At 61.9% G+C, this 23452-nt stretch carries 24 protein-coding genes and 1 tRNA gene; 10 read left to right on the plus strand and 15 right to left on the minus strand.

The annotated features are described in order from the left end of the window. Window positions 1-39: 39 nt before the first annotated feature. Window positions 40-885: a hypothetical protein gene (locus tag QPW08_RS00470; RefSeq protein WP_284123764.1), complete on the minus strand. Its 846-nt coding sequence runs from the start codon at window positions 883-885 to the stop codon at window positions 40-42. Between the two features lie 331 nt (window positions 886-1216). Between QPW08_RS00470 and QPW08_RS00475 the strand changes: the two genes are divergently transcribed. The 5 genes from QPW08_RS00475 (at window position 1217) to QPW08_RS00495 (ending at window position 4471) form a co-directional block, all read left to right on the plus strand. Continuing rightward, the gene (locus QPW08_RS00475; RefSeq protein ID WP_284123765.1) at window positions 1217-1954 is read left to right on the plus strand and encodes an energy transducer TonB; all 738 of its coding nucleotides are present in this window, start codon (window positions 1217-1219) and stop codon (window positions 1952-1954) included. Between the two features lie 39 nt (window positions 1955-1993). After that, on the plus strand, window positions 1994-2776 hold the full coding sequence (locus QPW08_RS00480; protein WP_284123766.1) for a MotA/TolQ/ExbB proton channel family protein: 783 nt from the start codon (window positions 1994-1996) through the stop codon (window positions 2774-2776). A 75-nt stretch (window positions 2777-2851) separates the two neighbouring features. After that, entirely contained in the window at window positions 2852-3382 is a 531-nt protein-coding gene (locus QPW08_RS00485) for an ExbD/TolR family protein (protein ID WP_284123767.1), read from the plus strand. Between the two features lie 33 nt (window positions 3383-3415). Then, entirely contained in the window at window positions 3416-3877 is a 462-nt protein-coding gene (locus tag QPW08_RS00490) for an ExbD/TolR family protein (protein WP_284123768.1), read from the plus strand. 144 nt (window positions 3878-4021) lie between these two features. Continuing rightward, window positions 4022-4471, plus strand: coding sequence for an ExbD/TolR family protein (locus QPW08_RS00495; RefSeq protein ID WP_284123769.1), 450 nt, complete (start codon window positions 4022-4024; stop codon window positions 4469-4471). 69 nt (window positions 4472-4540) lie between these two features. Here QPW08_RS00495 and QPW08_RS00500 read toward each other — a convergent pair whose 3' ends face one another. The 5 genes from QPW08_RS00500 to QPW08_RS00520 form a co-directional block, all read right to left on the minus strand. Then, window positions 4541-6985, minus strand: a complete 2445-nt coding sequence (locus QPW08_RS00500) for a ligase-associated DNA damage response DEXH box helicase (RefSeq protein ID WP_284123770.1) — start codon at window positions 6983-6985, stop codon at window positions 4541-4543. A 56-nt stretch (window positions 6986-7041) separates the two neighbouring features. Further along, window positions 7042-7809: an arylamine N-acetyltransferase family protein gene (locus QPW08_RS00505; RefSeq protein ID WP_284123771.1), complete on the minus strand. Its 768-nt coding sequence runs from the start codon at window positions 7807-7809 to the stop codon at window positions 7042-7044. Between the two features lie 83 nt (window positions 7810-7892). Further along, a complete protein-coding gene (gene pgmG / locus QPW08_RS00510) occupies window positions 7893-9302 on the minus strand; it encodes a phosphoglucomutase/phosphomannomutase PgmG (protein ID WP_284123772.1) in 1410 nt (469 codons plus the stop codon). After that, window positions 9299-9598, minus strand: a complete 300-nt coding sequence (locus QPW08_RS00515; RefSeq protein ID WP_284126259.1) for a J domain-containing protein — start codon at window positions 9596-9598, stop codon at window positions 9299-9301. The genes pgmG and QPW08_RS00515 overlap by 4 nt, the downstream gene beginning before the upstream one ends. Window positions 9599-9607: 9 nt before the next feature. Beyond that, the gene (locus tag QPW08_RS00520) at window positions 9608-10420 is read right to left on the minus strand and encodes a division plane positioning ATPase MipZ (RefSeq protein ID WP_284123773.1); all 813 of its coding nucleotides are present in this window, start codon (window positions 10418-10420) and stop codon (window positions 9608-9610) included. Between the two features lie 72 nt (window positions 10421-10492). Between QPW08_RS00520 and panC the strand changes: the two genes are divergently transcribed. Then, window positions 10493-11347, plus strand: a complete 855-nt coding sequence (gene panC / locus QPW08_RS00525; protein ID WP_284123774.1) for a pantoate--beta-alanine ligase — start codon at window positions 10493-10495, stop codon at window positions 11345-11347. Between the two features lie 44 nt (window positions 11348-11391). Here panC and QPW08_RS00530 read toward each other — a convergent pair. Both QPW08_RS00530 and QPW08_RS00535 read right to left on the minus strand, forming a co-directional pair. Continuing rightward, a tRNA-Gly gene (locus QPW08_RS00530) sits at window positions 11392-11465 on the minus strand. Between the two features lie 59 nt (window positions 11466-11524). Next, complete coding sequence (locus QPW08_RS00535) at window positions 11525-12613, minus strand: helix-turn-helix transcriptional regulator (RefSeq protein WP_284123775.1); 1089 nt, start codon at window positions 12611-12613, stop codon at window positions 11525-11527. Between the two features lie 47 nt (window positions 12614-12660). Here QPW08_RS00535 and cysD point away from each other — a divergent pair, with 47 nt between their 5' ends. The 4 genes from cysD to QPW08_RS00555 are packed head-to-tail and all read left to right on the plus strand — an operon-like array spanning window position 12661 to window position 16553. Next, window positions 12661-13611 (plus strand): sulfate adenylyltransferase subunit CysD, encoded by a 951-nt coding sequence (gene cysD / locus QPW08_RS00540; protein WP_284126260.1) that lies wholly within the window; start codon window positions 12661-12663, stop codon window positions 13609-13611. Beyond that, window positions 13611-15536 carry a sulfate adenylyltransferase subunit CysN gene (gene cysN / locus QPW08_RS00545; protein ID WP_284123776.1) on the plus strand — a complete coding sequence of 642 codons (1926 nt, stop codon included), beginning with the start codon at window positions 13611-13613 and terminating at the stop codon, window positions 15534-15536. Before cysD ends, cysN begins: the two co-directional genes overlap by 1 nt. Before the next feature lie 19 nt (window positions 15537-15555). After that, complete coding sequence (locus QPW08_RS00550; RefSeq protein WP_284123777.1) at window positions 15556-15819, plus strand: DUF2061 domain-containing protein; 264 nt, start codon at window positions 15556-15558, stop codon at window positions 15817-15819. Next, entirely contained in the window at window positions 15819-16553 is a 735-nt protein-coding gene (locus QPW08_RS00555; RefSeq protein ID WP_284123778.1) for a 3'(2'),5'-bisphosphate nucleotidase CysQ, read from the plus strand. The genes QPW08_RS00550 and QPW08_RS00555 overlap by 1 nt, the downstream gene beginning before the upstream one ends. Here QPW08_RS00555 and QPW08_RS00560 read toward each other — a convergent pair. From QPW08_RS00560 to pgeF, 7 genes are all read right to left on the minus strand, one after another. After that, entirely contained in the window at window positions 16550-17128 is a 579-nt protein-coding gene (locus tag QPW08_RS00560; RefSeq protein ID WP_284123779.1) for an OmpA family protein, read from the minus strand. The two genes, QPW08_RS00555 and QPW08_RS00560, sit on opposite strands and share 4 nt — an antisense overlap. Before the next feature lie 20 nt (window positions 17129-17148). Then, window positions 17149-19017 (minus strand): cation:proton antiporter, encoded by a 1869-nt coding sequence (locus QPW08_RS00565; RefSeq protein ID WP_284123780.1) that lies wholly within the window; start codon window positions 19015-19017, stop codon window positions 17149-17151. 85 nt (window positions 19018-19102) lie between these two features. Continuing rightward, window positions 19103-19639 (minus strand): adenine phosphoribosyltransferase, encoded by a 537-nt coding sequence (locus QPW08_RS00570; RefSeq protein WP_284123781.1) that lies wholly within the window; start codon window positions 19637-19639, stop codon window positions 19103-19105. A gap of 85 nt (window positions 19640-19724) precedes the next feature. Continuing rightward, complete coding sequence (locus QPW08_RS00575) at window positions 19725-20576, minus strand: cytochrome c1 (protein WP_284123782.1); 852 nt, start codon at window positions 20574-20576, stop codon at window positions 19725-19727. Window positions 20577-20598: 22 nt separating this feature from the next. Then, window positions 20599-21891, minus strand: a complete 1293-nt coding sequence (locus QPW08_RS00580) for a cytochrome b (protein ID WP_284123783.1) — start codon at window positions 21889-21891, stop codon at window positions 20599-20601. A gap of 20 nt (window positions 21892-21911) precedes the next feature. After that, window positions 21912-22487, minus strand: coding sequence for a ubiquinol-cytochrome c reductase iron-sulfur subunit (gene petA / locus QPW08_RS00585; protein WP_284123784.1), 576 nt, complete (start codon window positions 22485-22487; stop codon window positions 21912-21914). Window positions 22488-22678: 191 nt separating this feature from the next. Further along, window positions 22679-23449: a peptidoglycan editing factor PgeF gene (pgeF, locus tag QPW08_RS00590; protein WP_284123785.1), complete on the minus strand. Its 771-nt coding sequence runs from the start codon at window positions 23447-23449 to the stop codon at window positions 22679-22681. Window positions 23450-23452: the final 3 nt, after the last annotated feature.

Consider the following 23452-nt stretch of genomic DNA (forward strand, 5'->3'; position numbering starts at 1 on the left):
GCGAGGGAAGCATGAAATCTTGGTTTTGTGCTAGCTGGCCTACATCCGCACAGGCGGCGTCCGGTAGCGCGGACACGGACCCAGCTGCTCCACCACGAAGCGATAGTCCTGTTCAGCCCGTGCGCGGTCTGCCGGATCGCGTGAAAGGTTCGCCGCCCCGGGGAGCCGGGTCGGCAGGAAGCACGCCAAGCGATACCAGCCCAGCGTTTGCGGCTGCGGGGCGCGCACGGCCTGGTCGACAATCTCGGAATAAGACACGCCCCACACTGGCCGCATGCCCGGCCGCCGCACGATGCTGAGTGATAGCGGTTTGCCGCTCAGGGTATCGAGGAATATCTGGGTCTCCGATTCTCCCGCCAGATTGCCGCTGATCGAGAGCGCATCGCGCACACCAGCGATCGCTGGAGGAGCGTCGGGCGCGACCAGCGCGGCAAGGATTGGGCGCAATCTCTGCTCAAGCTCGGTGCTCCAAGGCAATTGCGCATCACGGGCAACCAGCTGGATCTCACCGGGACGCGATGGAACGGGACGAGCAAACAGAATCACTTCGGTTTTCTTGAGCTTGGGCACCTTGCCGCGCGCATCAAGCGGGACATCGACCAGGTAGCGCAGCGATTCGCCAACTGGCACGCTGCCGGATATCAAGGTGACGGTTTCTGCCTCTATGTAGAGTCGGACCGAGCCGGGCGCGACGCCCGCCGCGCGCTCTGCTTCAAGCGCCGCCTGCTTCTTGACCACTGCCCTCACTACCAATTGGGCAGCGTCGGAAAGGTCCGCCAGGTCGGCCCATGATACCTCTGCATTCGCCGCGGATGGTTGCGCCTCCGCTGGCACCGGACGCACCACGAGGAAAAGCGGGAGCGCCGCCAGGAGTGCGGCGGACACAAGAGAGCGAATCGGGTTGCCGTCCATTAGAAACACAGTCTCCGGAAGTGCGCGTGGAACCGTTTCACAGCTTGGTCCGTTCCTAGGCGTGAATCGGCCCTTAACCGATAAAGCGTTTGCGAAGGCTGTGGACAATAGCTAAGGGTCGGACGATCCGGGGCTGGAGAGACTACTTCCCGGATTGAATCCATCTTGGGGGCCAGGCCCGATCGACGCAATGTCGATTCGACTTGCTGCGGCCTTTTTGAGATGGATGAATGGATCGCCGTCCGGTTCAAAGACCGGACATAAGAAGCCGGGATCACCGGCGCAGACGGAGTGATGCGACTGCATGGCCTACGCTGACCAACAGATGAGCGGCAACCGCGTTGTTGCCATTATCATCGTTGCTCTCCTTCATGTGGCTATTGGCTACGTCCTTGTCACCGGTCTTGCCTACGAAGCGGCGAAGAACATCGTCGAACGGGTAACGACAATTGACGTGGAAGAGCCGGAGCCCGAGGAAGAGCCCCCGCCCCCACCTGAAGAGATCCCGGAAACGGCGCCGCCACCAGTGGTTGTGCCGCCCGCGCCGATCCAGTTCGAATCGCCGAATATCATTCGCGATACGACCAGGGAAATCATTGATCGGCCTGCGCAGCCCGAACGGGTTGTGACGCAGACTTGCGCCGACGGACGAACGATCCCTGCTTCCGCTTCCTGCGGTCCGGCTACGAAAACGTGTCCGGGTGGCCAGGTCGTGCCGGTGAACGCACAGTGCCCGGCATTCGTCCAGCCAAAGAACCCGACGCCGCGGGGTAATCCCGGCCGGTGGGTGACGACCAACGACTATCCGTCACGTTCGCTGCGTGAGGAAGAAGAAGGCGTCACAAGTGTGGCTCTCTCCGTTGATGCAAACGGTCGCGTGACCGGCTGCCGCGTCACCGGTTCGAGTGGTCACCCGCGCCTCGACGAAGCGACCTGCAAGAACATGCAACGTCGCGCTCGTTTCAACCCTGCAACCGACAGCAGTGGCCGCGACGTCGCCGGCACCTATACGCAGTCGGTGCGCTGGGAAATTCCGCAATAATCGCAATCTGATTCAGCCTTTTTCGAGAGGAACTCGCAAATGTACATCCAACTTCTTACTGCTGCTGCAGCCGATGCAGCTCCCAAGCAGGCTTTCGGTTTCTGGGAAGCCATGGAACAGGGCGGCGCGATCGCCTGGTTCATTTTCAGCGTGCTCGTGATCATGTCGATCGGCTCGTTCTACATCCTGATCACCAAGCTGCTCGAGCAGAACAAAATCATGCGTCAGTACAAGAGCCAGGTGCGCGGTGCGTTCTGGAAGGCTCCCGCCCTCAAGGACGGCGCTACCAAGCTCGAGAAGAACAGCGCATGGCGCCAGATCGTCGACGATGCCCTCAAGGCTGACGAAGATCACTCCAAGATGGTCGATAGCCGTGAAGCTCATGACTACCTGCACGGTTCGCTGCAGTCGTCGGAAGATTCGATCAATGCCAAGCTGGCAGGCGGTCTGCCGTTCCTCGCGTCGGTCGGTGCAACTGCACCGTTCATCGGCCTGCTCGGCACCGTGATCGGTATCTACCGCGCGCTGATCAACATCGGTCTCGCCGGTTCGGCTTCGATCGACAAGGTCGCCGGCCCGGTTGGTGAAGCGCTCATCATGACCGCCATCGGCCTGCTGGTCGCGGTTCCGGCCGTGCTTGCCTACAACTGGCTGCAGAGCCGCAACCGTCGCATTGCGGAGCTGCTGACCGGCTTCTCGACCGACGTGCTTGCCTACATCAGCTCGGACGGCAAGGTTAAGCCGACCGTCCTGGCAGCTGCTCCCAAGGCAGCTCCGGCCAAGCCTGCGGCTCCCGCTGGCGGTGCACCGGTCAAGAAGTAATCCTGGATCCGGGGACGGCGCCCTGCGTCGTCCCCCCCAGACACGAACGAGACCACAGACGGATAGGATGTAGTCATGGCGATTTCCACGGGAGGCGGCGGCGAGACGCCGATGTCCGACATCAACACCACTCCGCTGGTGGACGTGATGCTGGTTCTCCTAATCATTTTCCTTATCGCGGTCCCGGTCGCGATCCAGACCATCGAAAAGCTCGAAATTCCGGTTATGGAATCGGTCGAATCGAAGGACAAGGTCGAGAACCTGCTCCTGACGATCAGCACGACCGACAGCGCTGGGCGTAGTGCCGGCGATCCGGGCTTCGAAGGCGCAGCCCGCGAAGGCGAGTGCCGGGTCTATTTCAACAATGTCACGCCGGTCAGTTCGGACGAATTGTACGACAAAGCCTTCGAACGGCTTGACGCGATCGTCCAGCGCGCCGGCGGTGCCGAAGCCATCATGCAAGAGCCGGATCTGATTCCGCAGGTGCATATCCGCGGAGACATCAACGCTCCGTGGCGGTGTGTTGCAGGCACGATCTTCAATATCCAGCGTGCGGGTTACCCGACCGTTGGCTTCATCTCCAACCCGGTCGACCCGAACGGTTGATCGGCCAGAGACGAGAAACAGGAGTAATCCACCATGGCAATGTCAGGCGGCAAGGATGATGGCGCCCCGATGATCGACATGAACATGACGCCGTTGATCGACGTCCTGCTCGTGCTGCTCATCATGTTCATCATCACCATCCCGGTGGCGACACACTCTGTCGACATCGACCTTCCGACCCCCGACAACTCGGAACCGCCCCCGGATCAGATCGACCCGATCAAGAACAAGATCGTCCTGACCCAGCAGAACGAGATTCTCTGGAATGGCGAGTCGCTGAATATGGGCGAACTGGTTCGCAATCTGAACCTGACCAAGGAAATCGTCCCTGAGCCCGAACTGCAGTTCGAGCCGGAAGGCCAGGCCAGCTACGAGCTGTCGGCCGATGTTCTCCGCGTCATCAAGGCCTCGGGCGTGACGAAGTTCGGCTTCGTCGGCAACGAACAGTTCCGTTCGTTCGGCAAGGCACCGAATGCAGTGGGCGGCCAGCAGTAAGCCGACTTCCACACATTCAGACATTCGAAAGGGGCGGAGCGATCCGCCCCTTTTCTTTTGAGACTCAACCAGAAAGACCTCATTTCAATGCAGCTTGGCGTTCTCCTATTGTTATGTTATGCTGTTACATGAAGGGAGAGGGAAATGCCAAGATCGCTCAGTGTGCCGAACAAGTACCGCAAGCCACCGTTGGCGCGCACGACAGGCGAAATGAACATGACCCCGTTCATCGACGTCCTGCTCGTGCTGATCGTGATGCTGATTCTTTCCGTTCCGATCCTGCAGCACAATCTCGAGGTGCCGCTACCCGCAGCTGGGCCGACAAACCTGCCGGTGCAGGCCAGCAATACCGTGGCCATTGACCGCCAGGACAGGCTCTACTGGAACGGAATGCCGGTGGATCGGGACACGCTGGGCGCGCAACTGACCGCGACCGCCCGCCACCCTGACAAACCGGCGGTCAGGTTCCAGCCCGATGCCTATGCCAGCTATGATCGCTCGGCCAAGACCATTGCCCTGATAAAGGACTCAGGCGTCACCAAGTTTGCCTTCGTCGGCAATGAACAGCACCGCGAGTTTGGGCGTGCCGATTAGGGCGCGCTCCACCGTGACGGAGCGCCGGTCACCCCGCCGGCGCTTCGACCATGGCAGTATCGCCGCCCACTAGTCCGCGACTCTATCCACCCGCATGGCCGCGCTCGCCAGGCTCTCCGCCTCCAGCAGCAGCTCGTCATCGACCGCCCCCTGCGGCAGGCTTTCACGGCCGATCATCACCATCACTGGCACCGCGAGCGGGCTGACCCGCTCCAGTTCTACATGCTCGAGATTGTCGACCGAACGCTCGAGCAGGTCCTGCAGCCGTCCGATATCGGTCAACCGCTCGCGCGCATCGGCCCAGGCCGCCTCTAGCAAGACGTGATCAGGTTCGTACTTGCGCAGCACATCGTAAATGAGGTCGGTCGAGAAAGTGACCTGCCGCCCACTCTTGCGCTTCCCCGGATGCTGGCGCTCGACCAGCCCCCCGATCACCGCCACTTCGCGGAAACTCCGCTTGAGCAGGTAACTCTCCTGCACCCATCCGATGAATTCATGGGCGAGGATATCGGGCGAGAGCAAAGGCCCCGGATCGATGACCGGCTTCAGCCCCCACACCGCCAGGGAATAGTCGTTGGCGACGAAACCGCCCGGCATCAGGCCACGCGCTTCCATCCGCTGGGTGATCAGCATCCCCAACGACTGGTTCGCGTTCCAACCTGTGAAGGTGTAGTAGACCGTGTAGTGCTTCATGGCGTGCGGGAAGCTTTCAACAAGGAGCTTCTCCGGCCCCGGCATCCGGCTGCGCCAGTCCTGCACTTCCAGCCATTCTCGCACATCGTCTGGAAAGCGCGCCCAGCCCGCGCGGTCCACCAGCATGGCGCGCACGCGGTCGGCCAGGTGCGTCGTCAGCGGCATGCGCGCGCCGCCATAGCTCGGGATCATCGCCGATTTGGCGGTGGCGCGGACAACGATCTCCATGTCGCGCAGCTGCTCCACCTCCAGCGCCTGCCCGGCGAAGGCAAAGGTATCGCCCGGGCGCAACGAGGCCGCGAAGCGTTCCTCGACCTTGCCCAGCGAGCGGCCGTTGCGGAAGCGCACCTCCAGCATCTCGCTATCGATGATGATCCCGGCATTGAAGCGGTGCTTGGCTGCCAGTTCGGGATGCGCCAGCCGCCAGGTCCCGTCCTTGTCGCGCACGATGCGGCGGAACTTGTCATAGGCCTTGAGCGCATAGCCGCCTGTGGCGACGAAGGTCAGCACGCGCTGCCACACCGTCTCGTCGAGCCAGGCATAGGCGAGGCTGGCACGCACCTCTGCCAGCAGTTCAGCCTCGCCAAAGGGTGCCGCGCAGGCGCAGGCCATGACATGCTGCGCCAAAACATCGAGCCCGCCGGGACGGAAGTCTTCGCCGTCACGCTGACCCTCGTCGACAGCGTCCTTGGCCGCCTGCGCCTCCAGGAACTCGAACCGATTGCCAGGAACAAGCACTGCACGACTGGGCTGGTCGAGCCGGTGGTTGGCGCGCCCGACCCGCTGCAGCAGGCGCGAAGAGCCCTTGGGGGCACCCATCTGCACCACGCAATCGATATCGCCCCAATCGACCCCGAGATCCAAGCTCGCCGTCGCCACCAAGGCACGCAACTCGCCACGCGCCATTGCTCCTTCGACCTTGCGTCGCGCTTCCTTGCTGAGCGAGCCATGGTGGATACCGATCGGCAGCGTATCCTCGTTCGCCTCCCATAGCTTCTGGAACAGGAATTCAGCGAGGAAACGCGTATTGGCGAAAACCAACGTGGTTCGGTTCTTGCGGATCAATTCGTAGAGCTGTGGAATCGCCCAGGTCCCCGCGTGTCCGCCCCACGGCACGCGCTCTTCCTCAGGCAGCAGGATCTCGACTTCAGCTGGCGCGCCCTGTTCGCCTTCGACCAGCACGACCGAATCGATATCACCCCATGGCGCGAGCCATTCGCAAAATCCTTCGGGATTGGCGAGCGTCGCCGAAAGCGCCACGCGCTGGAGATCGGGCGCAATGGCCTGTAACCGCGCCAGGCTCAGCGCCAGCAGGTCACCCCGCTTGCCGGTGGCGAAGGCGTGGACTTCATCGATCACGATCCGCTTGAGGCTGGAGAAGAGCTCGAAACTGTCGGGATAGCTGAGCAGCAGCGAGAGCGATTCCGGGGTCGTAAGCAGGACATGCGGCGGTTTGGAGCGCTGGCGTTTCTTGCGATCGGACGGCGTATCGCCGCTGCGGGTCTCGATCCGGATCGGCAACCCCATCTCTTCGACCGGGGTGACGAGATTGCGCTGCACATCGTGCGCCAATGCCTTCAAGGGCGAAACGTAGAGCGTGTGCAGGCCTTCCGGCGGCTTCGCCACGCCCAGACGCGAAGGGCAGAAGTCCGCCAAGGTCGGCAGGAACCCGCCCAATGTCTTGCCTGCCCCGGTATCGGCTACGAGCAGCGCATGTTTCCCACTATCGGCCGCCTCCAGCATTTCGGCCTGGTGCCGCCGCACCCGCCAGCCGCGCCTGGCGAACCAGTCGGTGATTTCAGGTGGGAGGGCGGCAGGCATGCGCGAACCATAGGCCCCTCTCCGGGGCCGGTCACCATGCTCCGTGGGCGGCGGCGCTAATCACCAGGGAGCCGAGCCAGTTCGTCAGGCAACAATTCAAGGCCGAACCCATCCGAGACCACTTCGCGCCATTCGGAATCGCTCGACAGTTCGCGCGCTTCGCGCTGACCTTCAGCGACCAGCGACAGGCTGCGCCCGTTTAGCGCCATGAACCCCTTGGGCAGCGCGAGGCTCAGCCGCGGTGTGCCGACAAAGCGGGACTCATGCCACGTTGCGGTCCAGTGGTTGGCCTGCAGCAGATCATCCGCTGCCACTTCCGCGAGATCGAAAGAATATTGTGCCTGCCAATCCGCGTCAGGCCGCGCACGGCCATCGGTGGCGGAGATATCGCCCGACCGCTCGAGCAGCCAGTCGCCTGCGACAGTCCCGCCATCGATCCGGCGCAGGCGGTGGCGGGCGCAATCATCGGTCTCCTGCTGCGTTCCATCCACCAGCGGCAAGGGCGGGACATAGCTGCCGCCGAACCCGACATCGGCAATCCAGCTTCCCTCGGCCAAGTCCACCAGCAACAAGACATGGCTACGCGGCGGCGTTGCCTCTGCCTCGAGCCCCAACCGGACGCGCGCCAGCAGCGGGCGGCAGGCGAAACCCAGCTCGCCCAGCATGTCAGCATAGAGGCGGTTCTGCTCGAAACAGTAACCGCCCCGCCGACGTGTCACGAGCTTTGCGAACACGCTGGCGCTGTCGATCCGAATGTCGCGCCCGAGCAAGATGTCGAGGTTCTCAAAGGCAATCGCCCGACGGTGTGCCTGTTGCAGGGTCATGAGGCCTGTCGGATCCACAGAGGGCTGGCCAGCCAGCCCGATCCGAGCAAGGTACGCAGCCAGACCCGGCGGGCGCGACATATTCAGTGCCCGGCCTGCTCGCCGCGTTCGAGGCCACTCAACGCCAGTTGCTCGTCGATCTGTGCCATCAGCCGTTCAACGGCTGCCTCGCTGTCGCCTTCAGCGCGGGCGACCAGCACATCCTGGGTATTAGAAGCACGCAGCAGCCACCATCCGTCTTCAGTAGTGACGCGCACGCCGTCAGTAGAGTTGACCTCTACCCCTTCACCCGCATGCGCCAGCCGTTCCTTGACCTCATCGATCGCCGCAAACTTGCGGCTTTCATCGACCTGGAAGCGCATCTCGGGCGTGTTGACCATAGCCGGCATCGCGCCCCGCAATTCAGTCACCGATTTGCCCAGCCGTGCGCTTGCCGCCATCAACCGCAGCGCAGCGTAGAGCGCATCGTCGAACCCGTAGTAAGTGTCGGCAAAGAACACGTGACCACTCATTTCGCCGGCCAGCGGGCTGCCAGTTTCCTTCATTTTGGACTTAATCAGCGAGTGGCCGGTCTTCCACATCAGCGGCTTGCCGCCGTGCTTTTCGACATGTTCGAACAGCGCGCGGCTGGCCTTCACATCGGCGATAATCGTCGCATTAGGTAGTCTTCCGAGGAGGTCCTCGGCATAAATCATGAGTAACTGATCCCCCCAAATGACCCGGCCTTCGCCGTCGATCGCGCCAATCCGGTCGCCATCGCCATCGAAAGCCACTCCGAAGTCGAGATTCTTCTCGGCGACGAGCGCCTTCAGGTCCGCCAGATTGGCTTCAACCGTGGGATCAGGATGATGATTGGGAAAATGACCGTCGACCTCAGTGAACAGCAAGTGATGCTCCCCGGGGAGCCGCGCCGCGAGAGCTTCGAGCAGCGGACCCGCCGCGCCATTCCCGGCATCCCAGCCGATCCGGAGCTGCGCGAGTTTGTCATTGTCGATATCGTCGAGGGCGGTGAGCAAGCGTTCGACATAGGGCTCGGCGATGGCCTTTTCGACGATCTTTCCGGCACCGTCGAGCCAGTCACCCCCGGCCGAGACCGCCCCAAGGTCCTGGATGTCGGATCCAAAGAAGGGTCTTCCCTGGAATACCATCTTGAAGCCGTTGTAATTGGGGGGATTGTGGCTGCCTGTTATCTGAATGCCGCCATCCACCTGTTTGGATGATGCCTCTGCATAATACAGCATAGGCGTTGGCCCGAGGCCGATCCGCACGACATCGCAGCCACTCGCCGAAAGCCCTTCCACCAGCGCATGTTCGAGCACGGGTGAACTGACCCGGCCATCGTATCCGACCGCCACGGTCTTGCCCCCGGCCCTGCGCAGCATGCTGGCGAAGCTGCGCCCGATAGCACGCGCATCTTCGGCCGACAGCGTCTCGCCGATAATGCCGCGAATATCGTACTCGCGCAGCATAGTGGGATCGAAAACATGAGTCATGCTGGGGGGCCTCCGTCGGGCAATTCATCGAGCAGCAGGTCGCGCGCAGCGTTGGCCTCGTGTACCTGCTCGTTAGAGCCGCCGCGATCGGGGTGGACCATGGCGACGAGCCGCTTGTGCGCGGAAATTATTTCAGTTCTGTTGGCATTCTCGCGGACCGCCAGCAAACGGCGGGCTCGAAACACCGCCTGGCTGCGGGTTGACCTGGCGGGGGAGAGGTACTGCCAAGGCCATTTGCCAACTGCCCAGCGACACAGCACGGACAGGACGGCGGCGATTATCAGAAGTCGGATGATCATAGCCGCTCAGGCTACTTCGAGGATCGCCTCGGCGCTAGAGGGTATCGGCAGGTTCAGCCCCATCACCAGCTGGCGCAGCTCCTGCCGCGCGACCAAGTGGCTGGTGCCCAGGTCGCCCAAATGGCCCTTGTCGAGGAGCGTAAGGCCCGAGGGGAACAGCTCGCGGTAGATCACGCGTTCGGAAAGGCCGGCGGTGACCCGGAAACCCACACGCTTGCTGAGCTCCGTCAGCGCGCGCTCGATACGCTGCATGTTGCGCGCTTCGGTATAACCGGTGCGGTTGCGGACCACGACCCAGTCCATTTCGCGCCGCTGCTGCTCGACCGTCGCCTTGCTGCGCTTGATCCGCGCTTCCCAGATCAGCTCGGCATAGAAGCTCAGGCGGCGAACCTTGAAGGTTTCAGCATCGACCTGCCCGATCAGGTCGAAGTCGACAAAACTGTCATTTAGGGGCGTAACCAGCGTATCGGCCTCAGTCGCGGCATGGCGGGCGAGCGGGTCGTCGCGCCCGGGCGTGTCGAAGATCAGGAAGTCTGCTTCGCGACCGAGTTTCTCTGCCAGAACCTCCAGTCGCTGCTCGCTGGTGTCGCTGAACACTTCACAGTGTGCCCCGGGCAACGCGATGCCGCGCCGCTGTTCGGTTTCGACCCGGTTCTCGAAATAGCGATGCATGGTACGCTGGCGATGGTCCAGATCGATCGCCGCCACTCGCGCGCCCTTGTAGGCGAGCGCCACCGCGACATGCACTGCCGTGGTCGACTTGCCCGTGCCACCCTTCTCATTGGCGAAAACGATGCGGTGGGGACGGTGTGCGGTCACGCGAGGGGCCTTTCAGGGCTGGTTGAGGAGCGCTAGGGCTTAGGCAGGAAACATACGGGAGGGCGCAGGACCGTGCAAACCGTCACCGAACTGGACATGTTGAGAAATGTCGTCGCCGCGCTACGCGCAGATCGCGGTACGATCGCGCTGGTGCCGACCATGGGCGCACTCCACGAAGGACACCTGACGCTGATGCGCGAAGCCACGAAGCACGCTGACCATGTCGTCGCGTCGATCTTCGTCAATCCGACCCAGTTCGGCCCCAACGAGGATCTCGATGCCTATCCGCGCCAGCTGGCCAAAGACAGCGCCATGCTGGAAGCAGAGGGGGTGGCGCTGTTGTGGGCGCCCACCGTCGACCAGATGTATCCGCAAGGCTTTGCGACCAGCATTTCCGTAACCGGCGTCAGTGATGGCTTCTGCGGCGCTTCGCGCCCGGGCCATTTCGATGGCGTGGCGACCGTTGTGTGCAAACTGTTCCAGCAGGTCCTGCCGGACGTGGCGTTCTTCGGCGAGAAGGACTTCCAGCAGCTAGCCGTCATTCGCACGATGGCGCGTGATCTCGACCTTATCCAGCCGCATGTGACCGCGATCCACGGCGTGCCGACAGTGCGCGAGGAGGACGGTCTCGCGATGTCGAGCCGCAACCGGTATCTGTCGCCCGAAGACCGCATCAACGCCGCTGTTCTGCCCAGGGCAATGAAAGAAGCCATCGGCGCGATCGAGAATGGGGCCGAAGTCGCACCGACACTCGCTTCGCTGGAAGCGGCGTTGCTCCAAGCCGGGTTTTCCAGCGTCGACTATGCAGCCCTCGCCGATGTCGAAAGCCTGCAAAGGCTTGATGCCCTGAGCAAGCGACCAACGCGCCTGCTCGTCGCCGCCCGCCTCGGCGGGACACGCCTGATTGACAATATGGCGGTTGGTTGAACCTTAGCCCTCAAGTAGCGAAGCGGCAGGGCAAAGAAACACACTGGAGCGGGTAAGGGGAATCGAACCCCTCTAGCCAGCTTGGAAGGCTGGAGCATTACCACTATGCTATACCCGCGTGTCCGTGCGGAGCAGCGCCTTTCCCTCATTGGCGCGGATTCGTCAACATTTCGCGTATCACGATAGTGCCACGATGCTGGCGAGGACCAGACGCACCAGATCGGCCTGCCCGCGGGTGCCGGTCTTGGCGTAGACACGCTTGGAATAGAGTCGCGCGCTTTGAACCGTAAGGCCGAGCTGACCGGCAGCTTCGGCGATCTTCACACCGCGGCTGATCAGCAGCGCCAGTTGAGCCTCCTTGGCGGTCAGGCCGAATAAGTCCTGCAGCTGAGCGTTGCGTTCGCTTCCGGTCGGGCCTTCGCCATGGACATAGGCGGTGACCATCGGGGCCGCACCCGGTCGCCCACCACGGCGCGGTGTCAGTAACATGTCGAGCCATGGCTCGTCCGAGAGATGGATAGCCTTCGATCCAGGATGTCCCTTCGACAATTGGTCGAGATAGCGCCGCATCGCACCCTGGGCTTCGCGCAATTCGGGGACGAGCTTGCCAGCCGGGCTGCGCAGCAGCGCGCGGCGTTCATGCAGCAGTGCCTCGGCCTCTGCGCTGTGGTCTATGATCGTCCCACCGGAATCGAGCAGGAACCAACCAAAGTTGAGACGCTTGATGGCATCTCCGGTGATCCCAGCCCTGAGCCGCTCCTGTTCGAGCGCGCTCCAGGTTCGCAACGCAATCTCCAGGTGATCCGCCAACATGCCAAGGAGCGCCACGTCCGCTGCGCCGAAATCCTCGCCCCGACGCCCGATCACCAACCATAGCCCAGCACCACCCGGCTCACCGACCCGCACCGTGCGCAAGTGCGCAAGACCATAGGTGGCACCCAGCCGGGCCAGCGCTTGCCCCTGCCGCACATCCAGCAGGTCGCCGAGTTCCCTGGCGGCATAGACCCGCTTGGGCCGGAGCGGACTGCCGCGCGTGGCAAGCTCTGCAAGGTCCGGGTCGGCCATGGTGGGGCTACCTTCCTGCATCGGCCCCAGCTGCACTACTCCGCCGCCTGTTGCTCCGCTTTCAGCCAGGAAAAGCACCACCTCGTCAGCTCCGGTCCGGCGTTGCAGGGCGAGCAGGAAATCGCGCCACAAATTACTGCCAAGCGTGCCGCGATGCAGCAACGCAACCAGGTCTTGTGCTTCGAGCAGCGTAACAGCCATTGCGTTGATATCCCATATGGGAACTGCGGAAGCAATATGCCGCTGTCATTGCGCCCGAATTCGCGAATCGTCGCAAAGGGAATTCGATGCGCCGCCTAACCCATCTCGAACGGCTTGAAGCCGAAAGCATCCACATCATGCGCGAAGTGGCGTCTGAGGCGACCAAGCCCGTCATGCTCTATTCGGTCGGCAAGGATTCGGCGGTGATGCTGCACCTGGCGAAAAAGGCGTTCTATCCTTCCCCGCCGCCTTTCCCACTGTTGCATGTCGATACGACGTGGAAATTCAAGGACATGTACGCCCTGCGCGAAAAGAGCGCCAAGGATGCCGGCATGGAACTGCTGGTGTGGCAAAACCCGGAAGCCAGCGAACGTGAGATCAATCCGTTCGACCACGGGCCGCTGCATACCGACATGTGGAAGACCGAAGGGTTGAAGCAGGCGCTCGACCACTACGGCTTCGATGCCGCCTTCGGCGGTGCCCGCCGCGACGAGGAAAAGAGCCGCGCCAAAGAGCGTATCTTCTCCTTCCGCACTGCCAGCCATGGCTGGGACCCAAAGAACCAGCGCCCCGAGCTATGGAACGTCTACAACGCCCGCAAGGCCAAGGGAGAGAGCATTCGCGTGTTCCCGCTCTCCAACTGGACCGAGCTTGATATCTGGCAGTACATCATGGCCGAGAACATCGAGATCGTGCCGCTCTATTTCTCCGCCAGGCGCCCTACTTTCGAATATGAAGGCGGCCTGTTCATGGCCGACGATATCGAGCGGCTGGAAAAGGTCATGGGCAAGCGGCCCGAGATCACCGAGCGTTCGGTGCGGTTCCGCACACTGGGTTGTTTCCCGCTGACCGGTGCAGTCGAGAGCAAAGCGGCGACGCTGGCCGAAGTCGTGCAGGAAATGCTGCTCACCACCACCAGCGAACGCCAGGGCCGCGTCATCGACCAGGATGAAGGCGGTGCCGGGATGGAGAAGAAAAAGCAGGAGGGGTACTTCTGATGACCGAGAACACCGGAACCGAACCCGTCTACGAAGTCGACAGCCTTATCGCCGAGGATATCGACGCCTATCTCGACCAGCACCAGAACAAGGGCCTGCTGCGCTTCATCACCTGCGGCAGCGTGGATGACGGCAAATCGACCCTGATCGGGCGGCTGCTCTACGATTCGAAGATGATCTTCGAAGACCAGCTGGCTTCGCTTGAAGCGGACTCCAAACGGGTCGGCACGCAAGGCGGCGAAATCGATTTCGCATTGCTGGTCGATGGTCTGGCCGCCGAGCGCGAGCAAGGCATTACCATTGACGTCGCCTATCGCTTTTTCGCGACCGAAAAGCGCAAGTTCATCGTCGCCGACACCCCGGGCCACGAGCAGTACACCCGCAACATGGTCACCGGGGCCTCAACCGCCGACCTCGCCGTGATCCTGATCGATGCGCGCAAGGGCGTGCTGGTGCAGACCAAGCGCCACAGCACCATTGCCCACCTGCTGGGAATCAAACACCTGGTCCTCGCGGTGAACAAGATGGACTTGGTCGATTACGACAAGGACACGTTCGACAAGATCGTCAGCGACTATTCCGAATTCGCCAAGGAATGCGGGATCGAGGAGTTCACACCCATCCCGATCTCCGGCTTCAAGGGCGACAACATCACGGCGGCACCCTCTGCCAACACACCGTGGTACGAAGGCCCGAGCCTGATCGATCATCTCGAAACCGTCGAGATCGCCAATGTCGCCGCGCAACAACGCTCGTTCCGCATGCCGGTCCAGTGGGTCAATCGCCCCAACCTCGACTTTCGTGGTTTCTCCGGCCTGATCACCGATGGTGCAGTCAAGGTCGGCGACGCCATCCGCGTAGTTCCCTCGGGCAAGACCAGCGTTGTAAAGTCCATCGTCACCATGAACGGCGAGCTCGATGAAGCCGTGGCCGGCCAGTCGGTTACGCTGACACTGGCAGACGAGATCGACTGCTCGCGCGGAGACACCATTGCCGCCGCCGACAATCCCCCGCAGACCTCCGACCAGTTCGAAGCAACGCTGGTGTGGATGAGCGAGGAAGCCATGAAGCCGGGCCGCGCCTACTGGCTCAAGCTCGGCTCGCAGAATGTTTCGGCGACGGTCCAAGTGCCGAAGTACGAGCTCAACGTGAACACGCTCGAGCACCTTGCCGCCAAGACGCTCGGCCTCAACGGCATCGGCGTTGCCGAGGTGCACACCGACCGTCCGGTCGTATTCGAACCTTATGAGAAGAGCCGCGCGCTGGGTGGTTTTATCCTCGTCGACAAGATCACCAATGCGACCGTTGCTGCCGGCATGCTCAACTTCAGCTTGCGCCGGGCTGACAACGTCCACTGGCAACCGACCACAATTACTCGTGAAGACCATGCGGCGATGAAGAATCAGACTCCGCGGCTGCTCTGGTTCACGGGGTTGAGCGGATCAGGGAAATCGACCATCGCCAACGAAGTCGAACGCAAGCTGGCGCTGATGAACCGCCACACCTTCCTGCTCGACGGTGACAACATCCGCCACGGACTCAACAAGGACCTGGGCTTTACCGAGACCGACCGGATCGAGAACATTCGCCGGATCGGTGAAGTCGCCAAGCTGATGGTCGATGCCGGCCTGATCGTGCTGACCGCCTTTATCAGCCCGTTCCGGGCGGAACGGCGGATGGTTCGCGAGATGCTACCCGAAGGCGAATTCATCGAGATCTACGTCGATACGCCGCTGGAAGTTGCTGAAGAGCGCGACATCAAGGGACTCTACAAGAAAGCCCGTGCTGGTGAGCTCAAGAACTTTACCGGTATCGACAGCCCCTATGAAGAACCGGAACTGGCGGAAATTCGTGTGAACACGGTCGAGATGACGGTAGAAGAGGCGGCTGACTATGTAATCAGCCAGATCATGCCTCTGAAATAGGCGTGGGAGACCGACCCGGATGTTCCTCTTCAATGGGCGCGAAGCGCATAGCCGTTCGTTCGCCAAGGCCGTCAGCTGGCGCGTTCTTGGCAGCATCGACACGTTCCTCCTCAGCTGGTTCTTCACCAGCAGTCCCAAGGCCGCCGGCGCCATCGCCGTCACGGAAGTGCTGACCAAGATGGTGCTCTATTACTTCCACGAACGGGCCTGGGGATCTATCGCCTGGGGGCTCGCAGATCATCCCCCACTCGACCCCATTGATTCCAATCCGGAGACGACTTGATGACAGATGCCGAACTCGCCACAGCCCTTGCCGAAGCGGCAGGCAAGATTCTGATCGACGTGCGCGAGAGTGGCCTCATCGATGGCAAGGCGCTGGGCAAGGCCGGCGACCAGACCGCCAACCAGTTTCTTGTCCATGCACTGCGGCAGCAGCGTCCAGATGACGGCCTGCTGTCCGAGGAAAGCAAGGACACCGACGAGCGTCTCTCCAAGGAACGCGTCTGGATCATCGATCCGGTAGATGGCACGCGCGAGTATGGCGAAGCACGCAGCGATTGGGCGGTGCATGTGGGCATGGCCGTGAATGGTGTGGCCACCATCGGCGCGGTAGCATTGCCGGGCCTCGATGGCGGCACCGTGCTACGGTCCGACCAGCCGGGAGAGCTGCCTCCGATGGCTGAGACGCCGCGGATGCTGGTCAGCCGCACCCGCCCGGCTGCAGAAGCAGTGGCGGTTTCCGAAAAGATCGGCGCCGAGCTGGTCCCAATGGGGTCGGCGGGCGCAAAGGCCATGGCAGTGGTGCGGGGCGAAGCAGAAATCTACCTGCACTCGGGCGGCCAGTATGAGTGGGACAATTGTGCACCCGCCGCGGTCGCTGCTGCCTATGGCTTGCACTGCTCGCGCATCGACGGATCAGAGTTGCAGTACAACCAGGCTGATACCTACCTGCCCGACCTGCTGATCTGCCGCAAGGAATGGGCGGATCGCGTCTTCACGGCGCTGGCGGAGATCTAGTTTTCCGCAGCCTTGGCAAAAGCCGGCTCAGCCCGGATCATCGTACCTGCGGGGACATCTACCGTCACCTCAACCCTGCGGTTGGCTGCCCGCCCCGCTTCATTGGGTGACCCGTTCGGCAGGGCGTTGGGCTCAGCCGGGTTCTGCTCTCCGAATGCGATGACTTTAATGCGGCCCTCGGCAACGCCGTTTTCGACCAACCAATCCCTCACGGATTCAGCCCGTTCCTGCGAGATCCGCAGGTTTACTTCATCGCGTCCGCCGGCATCGCTGTGCCCACGCAAGGTGATACGCCCACCTTCGGTAAGCTGGCGGGCCTCTAGCAGCGTCTCGAGCTGGGCAATGCTGTCGTCAGAAAGTTCCGATCCAGAATCTCGGAAGACAATGGTGGCATTGAGTGCCTCCAGCGGAATCATAACCGCTTCCTCGATATCGGGGCGGATGATGGAAACCGGCTCGGATGCTGCAGGCTCAGGAGCTTCCATCCCGACCGGCTCTTCGCTGTTCGATGCCGGTGTGTCGCTGCAGGCAGAAGCGGCCATCAATACGGGTACGAGGAGGAAGGTGCGATGCATTCTTGGTTCTCCGGATCTTGTCATGCCGGTGCTGTCTCGGGGCCGCGCTTGCCTGACTTGCGGGCGGCGGTCTCTTCTGCAGAACGCGCTTGCGGCGGGGCAAAGGAAATGACTGTATCGCCGGCCCGCGGTTCCGGCCGGGCGGCGTGCGTAAAGAAGCGCATGGTGCCGGTTTCCCGCAGCAACATGAGCAAGTGTGTATCTTCCGGCATGTCGGCCTGGGCGCGATCAAAGGTGTATTCTTCTGTCAGGCGGGTCTTGCGGAATACCCAGCCCTGCTGCTGGCGATCCTGCACATCGGTCACACCGAAGCCGGATTCGAACAGAGCACGGCCGCGGATTGATTCGGGCAAGGCACGATGGTCGCCTTCCGATGATTCACCGAGCTGGTAGACGCTGTCGCGACCCACTTCATGCGCGAATTCGTTGCAGACGAGCGCATTGTACGCCTCGTTATCGGTCGCCGCCACCAGCACCTGGTACGGTGTCAGGTCGAGATTGTGCTCGGTCGCCTCGTTGAGGATCTCGCCGTGATAGTATGGCAGCCCTTCCCGCCGCGCCGGGGCGAGCCGCTGCCAGCTGGGATCGACGACCATGACCGGGGTCTTCAGGCCCTGCATCTGCTTCGCCAGCGCAATGGTCCAAGGATTGCTGCCAACAACCAGCAACCCCGGTCGCGAGGTCCCCTTGATGCCGAGCAGTTTCGCGACGAAATTGACCGAGAAGCCGTGGAAGATGACGGTCGCCACCACGACCGCGAAGCTGAGCCCGATCAGGACATTGCCGTCGGCATAGCCCAGCTCGCTGAGCCGCAGTGCGAACAGGCCGGAAATGGCCACTAGCACAATCCCGCGCGGGGCGATCCAGGCGATAAACAGCCGCTCGCGCCAAGGGACGTTTGTGCCGAGTAGACTGATAAGAACCGTCGCCGGTCGAACAAGGAACAACAGGGCGATAAGGAAGGCGCCGAACCGCCAGTTCACATATTGCAGGTCTTCGGCATGCAGGCTCGATGCGAGCAGAATGAAGATACCCGATACGAGCAAGACCGCGATATTCTCCTTGAACGGATGAATGCTCCGCAGGCTCGACACATTGAGGTTGGCAAGTGCCACGCCCATCACAGTCACCGCGACCAGTCCGGCTTCGTGCTCGATGGTATTGCAGAACACGAATACCCCGATGACAGTGATAAACAGCACCGGGACCTTGAGGTATTCCGGGATTGCGCCGCGTGGAAACAGCCAGGCGATTGCGGCGGCAGCAGCATAGCCGATCAGCCCGGCGATAATGGCGGCGATGATCAGCGGCGGGACAACTTCGAACAGCGATGCACCCGGGCTTTCCTGGATCTTGCGGAAATACTCGTAAGCAATCACCGCACACAGCGCGCCCGTAGGATCGTTGACGATGCCCTCCCACTTGAGGATCGATGCCGGACGCGGCTGGATATTGGCCTGCCTCAATAGCGGGATCACCACTGTCGGCCCGGTCACGATCAGGATACCGCCAAACAGGATCGCGACCGGCCAAACCAGCCCGGCAACGTAGAATCCCGCTGCTGCACCCAGCGCCCAGCCTGCAAGCACGCCAATGGTTGCGAGGCGCCAGACGGCTTGGCCGGAATGGCGCAGCTCGCGCAAGTCGAGGCTCAACCCGCCCTCGAACAGGATGAGCGCAACGCCTAGGCCGATCATGGGCTCCAGCAGGTCACCGAACGCTGCCTCGGGATCCAGTAAGCGCAAATCGAAGGCACCAAGCACCGGCCCGGCGATAAACCCCGCTTGCAGCATGAGCACGATTGCAGGCCAGCCAGTCCGCCACGCCAGCCATTGTGCACCAATGCCCAGCACGCCGATTGTGGCAATGACGAGTGCCTGTGATTCCATGAACTTGTTCTACGCCCCTAGTCGCTTTTCAACAAACCAATGAGCGAGCGGGATTTTCTTTCCCGAAACGCAAGTCAGGGAAAATCTAGTGGCCTTCGAATGCCATCAATGAATCGACCGTGATCCCTGCCTGCCTGAGCCTTTCGACACCCCCGAGTTCCGGCAAGTCGATGACAAACAGTGCCTGTTCGACAACCGCACCGGCCCGCCGCAGCAGTTGCGCCGCAGCAAGCGCCGTTCCACCGGTCGCTATCAGGTCATCGACAATAACGACTTTTTGACCCTGAGGGATCGCGGAAGGATCGATCTCAAGCCGGTCGGTCCCGTACTCCAGATCATAGTCCACACCGATGGTTTCAACCGGCAGCTTGCCGGGCTTGCGAACCGGGACGAAGCCGATTCCCAGCTCGACAGCGACCCCCGCGCCAAAGATGAAACCCCGGGCTTCCATCCCGGCAATCGACTCTGCACCAGCCATCCGAGCTGCTTCTGCAAGGTGCCGCATGGTCGCGGCAAGACCGTCGCCATTGCTGAGTAGGGTGGTGATGTCGCGGAACTGGATCCCCGGCGACGGGAAATCGGGCACTGTTCGAATAAGCGCCTTCAGTTCATCGGTCGTCATCTCTTCCCCCCTGGAAACGAAAGCGCCCCTCGCATCACGGGATGGAGGGGCGCCTTTGCTAGCTCTTGTCCGAACAAGTTTGGTCTTACTTGGCCTTCTTGGGCTTCACTGCTGCCCAGATCTGCTGCTTGGAGAAATAGGCCAGCACGGTGGCGAAGAGCAGGAAGATCATCACTGCCCAGCCGGTCTGCTTGCGCTTCACCATCGAAGGTTCGGCAGTCCAGGTCATGAACGCAGCAACGTCCTGCGCCATCTGGTCGACCGTTGCCTCGGTGCCATCGTCATAGGTCACCTGCCCGTCGGTCAGAGGCTTGGTCATGGCCAGGTTGAGGTTCGGGAAGTACGGGTTGAAATGCAGCCCGGCCGGCGTCTCAAACTCGGGGAACTGAGCCTTCAGCTCTTCCGAGGGCTCGCCATAACCGATGAGCAGCGAATAGACATAATTGGTTCCGTCCTTGCGCGCCTTGGTCATCAGCGAGAGGTCAGGCGGAAGTGCGTTGTTGTTGGCCAGGCGGCCTTCGACGTCGTTGGCGTAAGGCGACGGGAAATAATCCGTTGCCAAGCCCGGACGCAATTCGTTCTCACCCGTGTCGGGATTGATGCCGGGAACCTGCTTGGTGGCGGCAAATGCCTTCACCTGTCCTTCGGTGTAGCCGATCTTCTCAAGGTCACGGAACGGGACATATTTGAGCGAGTGACAGGCTGAGCAGACTTCGTTGTAGACCTTCAGCCCGCGCTGGAGCTGGGCATAGTCCCACTTGCCGAGCGGGCCGTTGAAGGAGAAGCCGCCTGCGGGAGCAATCGGCTTCTCGGCGAAGTAATACGATGCGTCATGCACCGGCTCTTCAGTTGCGGCGGTGTAGGCACCGACCACGAAGGCAAGCATCACTACGAAGGTGAATACCAGGCCGGCGGCGATAGAAAACAGGCGGATCATGGTTGTGTCTTTCCTATTCGCTTCAGGCCGCAGGCGCTTTGTCTTCGCCCAGCACGGCGTCCTTGTCGGAACCCAGCACCGCTTCGGTGATCGAATAAGGCAGCGGTTCCGGCTTCTCGATCGAAGAGACGATCGGGATGATCACGAGGAAGTGGAGGAAGTAGTATGCCGTCGCGATCTGGCTGAGCATGATGTAGGGTTCCTCCGCATGCGCGCCGCCGCAATAGAACAGCACGGCCATGCAGGGGATCAGCCCGAACCAGAAAAACTTGCGGAACAGCGGACGATAGTGGCCGCTGCGAACCGGCGAACGGTCGAGCCAGGGTAGCAAGAACCACAGCAGGATCGAGGCGAACATTGCCAGCACGCCCCACAGCTTCGCCGGCAGGATGAAATCGAAGGTGAAGGCGCGCAGGATCGCGTAGAACGGGTAGAAGTACCACTCAGGTACGATCAGCGCCGGGGTCGAAAGCGGGTTGGCTTCGATGTAGTTCTCCGGGTGGCCCAGCGTGTTGGGCATGAAGAACACGAACAGCGCATAGATCAGCAGGAAGATGCCGAGCCCGTAGCCGTCCTTGGCCGTGTAGTACGGGTGGAACGGCACGGTGTCGCTTTCGCTCTTCACTTCAACGCCGGTCGGGTTCGACGAACCCGTCAGGTGCAGCGCCCAGATGTGCAGGATCACCACGCCGGCGATCACGAAGGGCAGCAGGAAGTGCAGCGAGAAGAAGCGGTTGAGCGCCGAGTTGTCAGGCGCATAGCCGCCCAGCAGCCAGACCTGCAGCGGTTCGCCGACCAGCGGGATCGCGCCGAACAGGCCGGTGATGACCTTGGCACCCCAGAAGCTCATCTGGCCCCACGGCAGGACGTAGCCCATGAAGGCGGTTGCCATGCACAGCAGGAAGATGACCACGCCCAGGAGCCAGATCATTTCGCGCGGAGCCTTGTAAGAACTGTAGAAGAAGCCGCGGAAGATGTGGATGTAAAGCACGAGGAAGAAGAAGCTCGCCCCATTCGCGTGCATGTAGCGCAGCATCCAGCCCCAGTTGACGTCGCGCATGATGTGTTCGGTCGAGGAGAAGGCCACCAGTGCGTTGGGTGCATAATGCATCGCCAGCACCACGCCGGTGACGATCTGCAGCACCAGGCAGAATCCGGCGAGCACGCCGAAGTTCCAGAAATAGCTCAGGTTGCGGGGGACCGGATAGCCGGCACCGACAGCGTTATAGACGAGGCGCGGAAGCGGCAGCTTCTCGTCCATCCACTGCATGAACCCGTTGGTGGGTTGATATTGCTTGGCCCAGGGAAAGCTCATGATTCTGTCTCTTCCAGTCCTTAGCCGACGACGATGGTGGTGTCGGAAGTGAAGCTATATTCAGGCACTTCGAGGTTGGTCGGTGCCGGACCCTTGCGAATGCGGGCGGCGGTGTCGAACACCGAGCCGTGACAAGGGCAGAAATAGCCGCCGAACTCGCCGCGGGTCTCACCCTCGGCAGCACCCAGCGGGACACAGCCAAGGTGCGTGCAGACACCCATGGTCACGAGCACGTCCTGGTGCCCTTCCTTGGTCCGGTCGGCGAGGGTCTGCGGGTCGCGCAACGACGAGACGTCGACTGCGTTGGCAGCATCGATTTCCTGCTGGGTAAGGCGACGCACGAACAGCGGTTGCTTGCGGAAAACCGCCTTGACGGCCTGGCCGGGCTGGATCGCGGAAATGTCGAGCTCGGTCGAGCTTTCTGCCAGAACGTCAGCCGACGGCGCCATCTGGCTGACGAGCGGGTAGACTACGGCGAGACCGCCGACACCCGCTGCGCTGATCGCAGCAATGTTGATGAAGTCGCGGCGATCAATCTCGCCTTCGCCGTGTTCGGTAGCTGCGTCCGCCGTTGAGACGCCCGAAGTGTCAGCCATTAGTCCTGCCTTACCAATAGCCGGACAAACGTGGCCCGGCTCAGTTCACTCAACAAAGCAGGCATACCGCGACAGTTCCGAAATTCGAGCCCCATCGCGCGCCCTTGGTTGGGCGCTACGCCTGTTTGGGCGCGCTACTAGCCCGATTGGCCTGCGATGCCAATGGCCTTTTGGGCAGGATTTGTGCAGATTCATGCAACAGGGTTAGCCAGCCCGATCACAGACGCCTGCCGGCCGTAGTTTGCCTCACCCAGATGCGTGGCGCGGCGGAAGGAATAGAAACGCTCGGGATCGGTGTAGGTATCGCGCCCCAGCCGCTCGATGCGCCGAACGCCAGAGATCATCAATCGCGCCTCAACATAGGCCTCGAGATCGAACTGCCAGTGACCGCTGCGACCAGGCGCGAAAAAGCGCTCGTCTGCGGCGGTGAAATGGGTGCGGAACCGGGCATCGACCTCATAACTCGCCTGCGCGATGCAAGGACCTATTGCAGCGGCGATACGATCGATTTGTGCGCCCAGCGAACGCATGGCCTCGATGGTCGATTCCAGCACGCCCGCCTGTGCACCGCGCCAGCCGGCGTGCGCCGCTGCCACAACCCCGGCCTCATGATCAGCGAGCAATATCGGCGCGCAATCGGCTGTGACGACCCCCAGCAGGAGGCCGGGCCTGTCCGTCACCACCGCGTCAGCTTGCGGGCGGGCATCCTGCGGCCAGGGATCGGTTACGACCACAGCATCGGGCGAATGCACCTGGTGCGGCATGACGAGCGCCGATTCGGGCAGGATCGCCGCGACGGCACGCCGCCGGTTCTCCGCCACGGATGCGGGATCGTCATCCGCGCCGATCCCGAATTGCAGTCCTGCGACTTCTCCGGTCGAGACCCCGCCCTTGCGAGTCAGGAAACCGTGCGGAATGCTACCCAACACTCCCGCCCGCAGGATTTCGAGATCGCCAGCCATAGG

Origin of the sequence: Parerythrobacter aestuarii, from assembly GCF_030140925.1 — a bacterium.
Taxonomy (GTDB): Bacteria; Pseudomonadota; Alphaproteobacteria; order Sphingomonadales; family Sphingomonadaceae; genus Parerythrobacter; species Parerythrobacter aestuarii.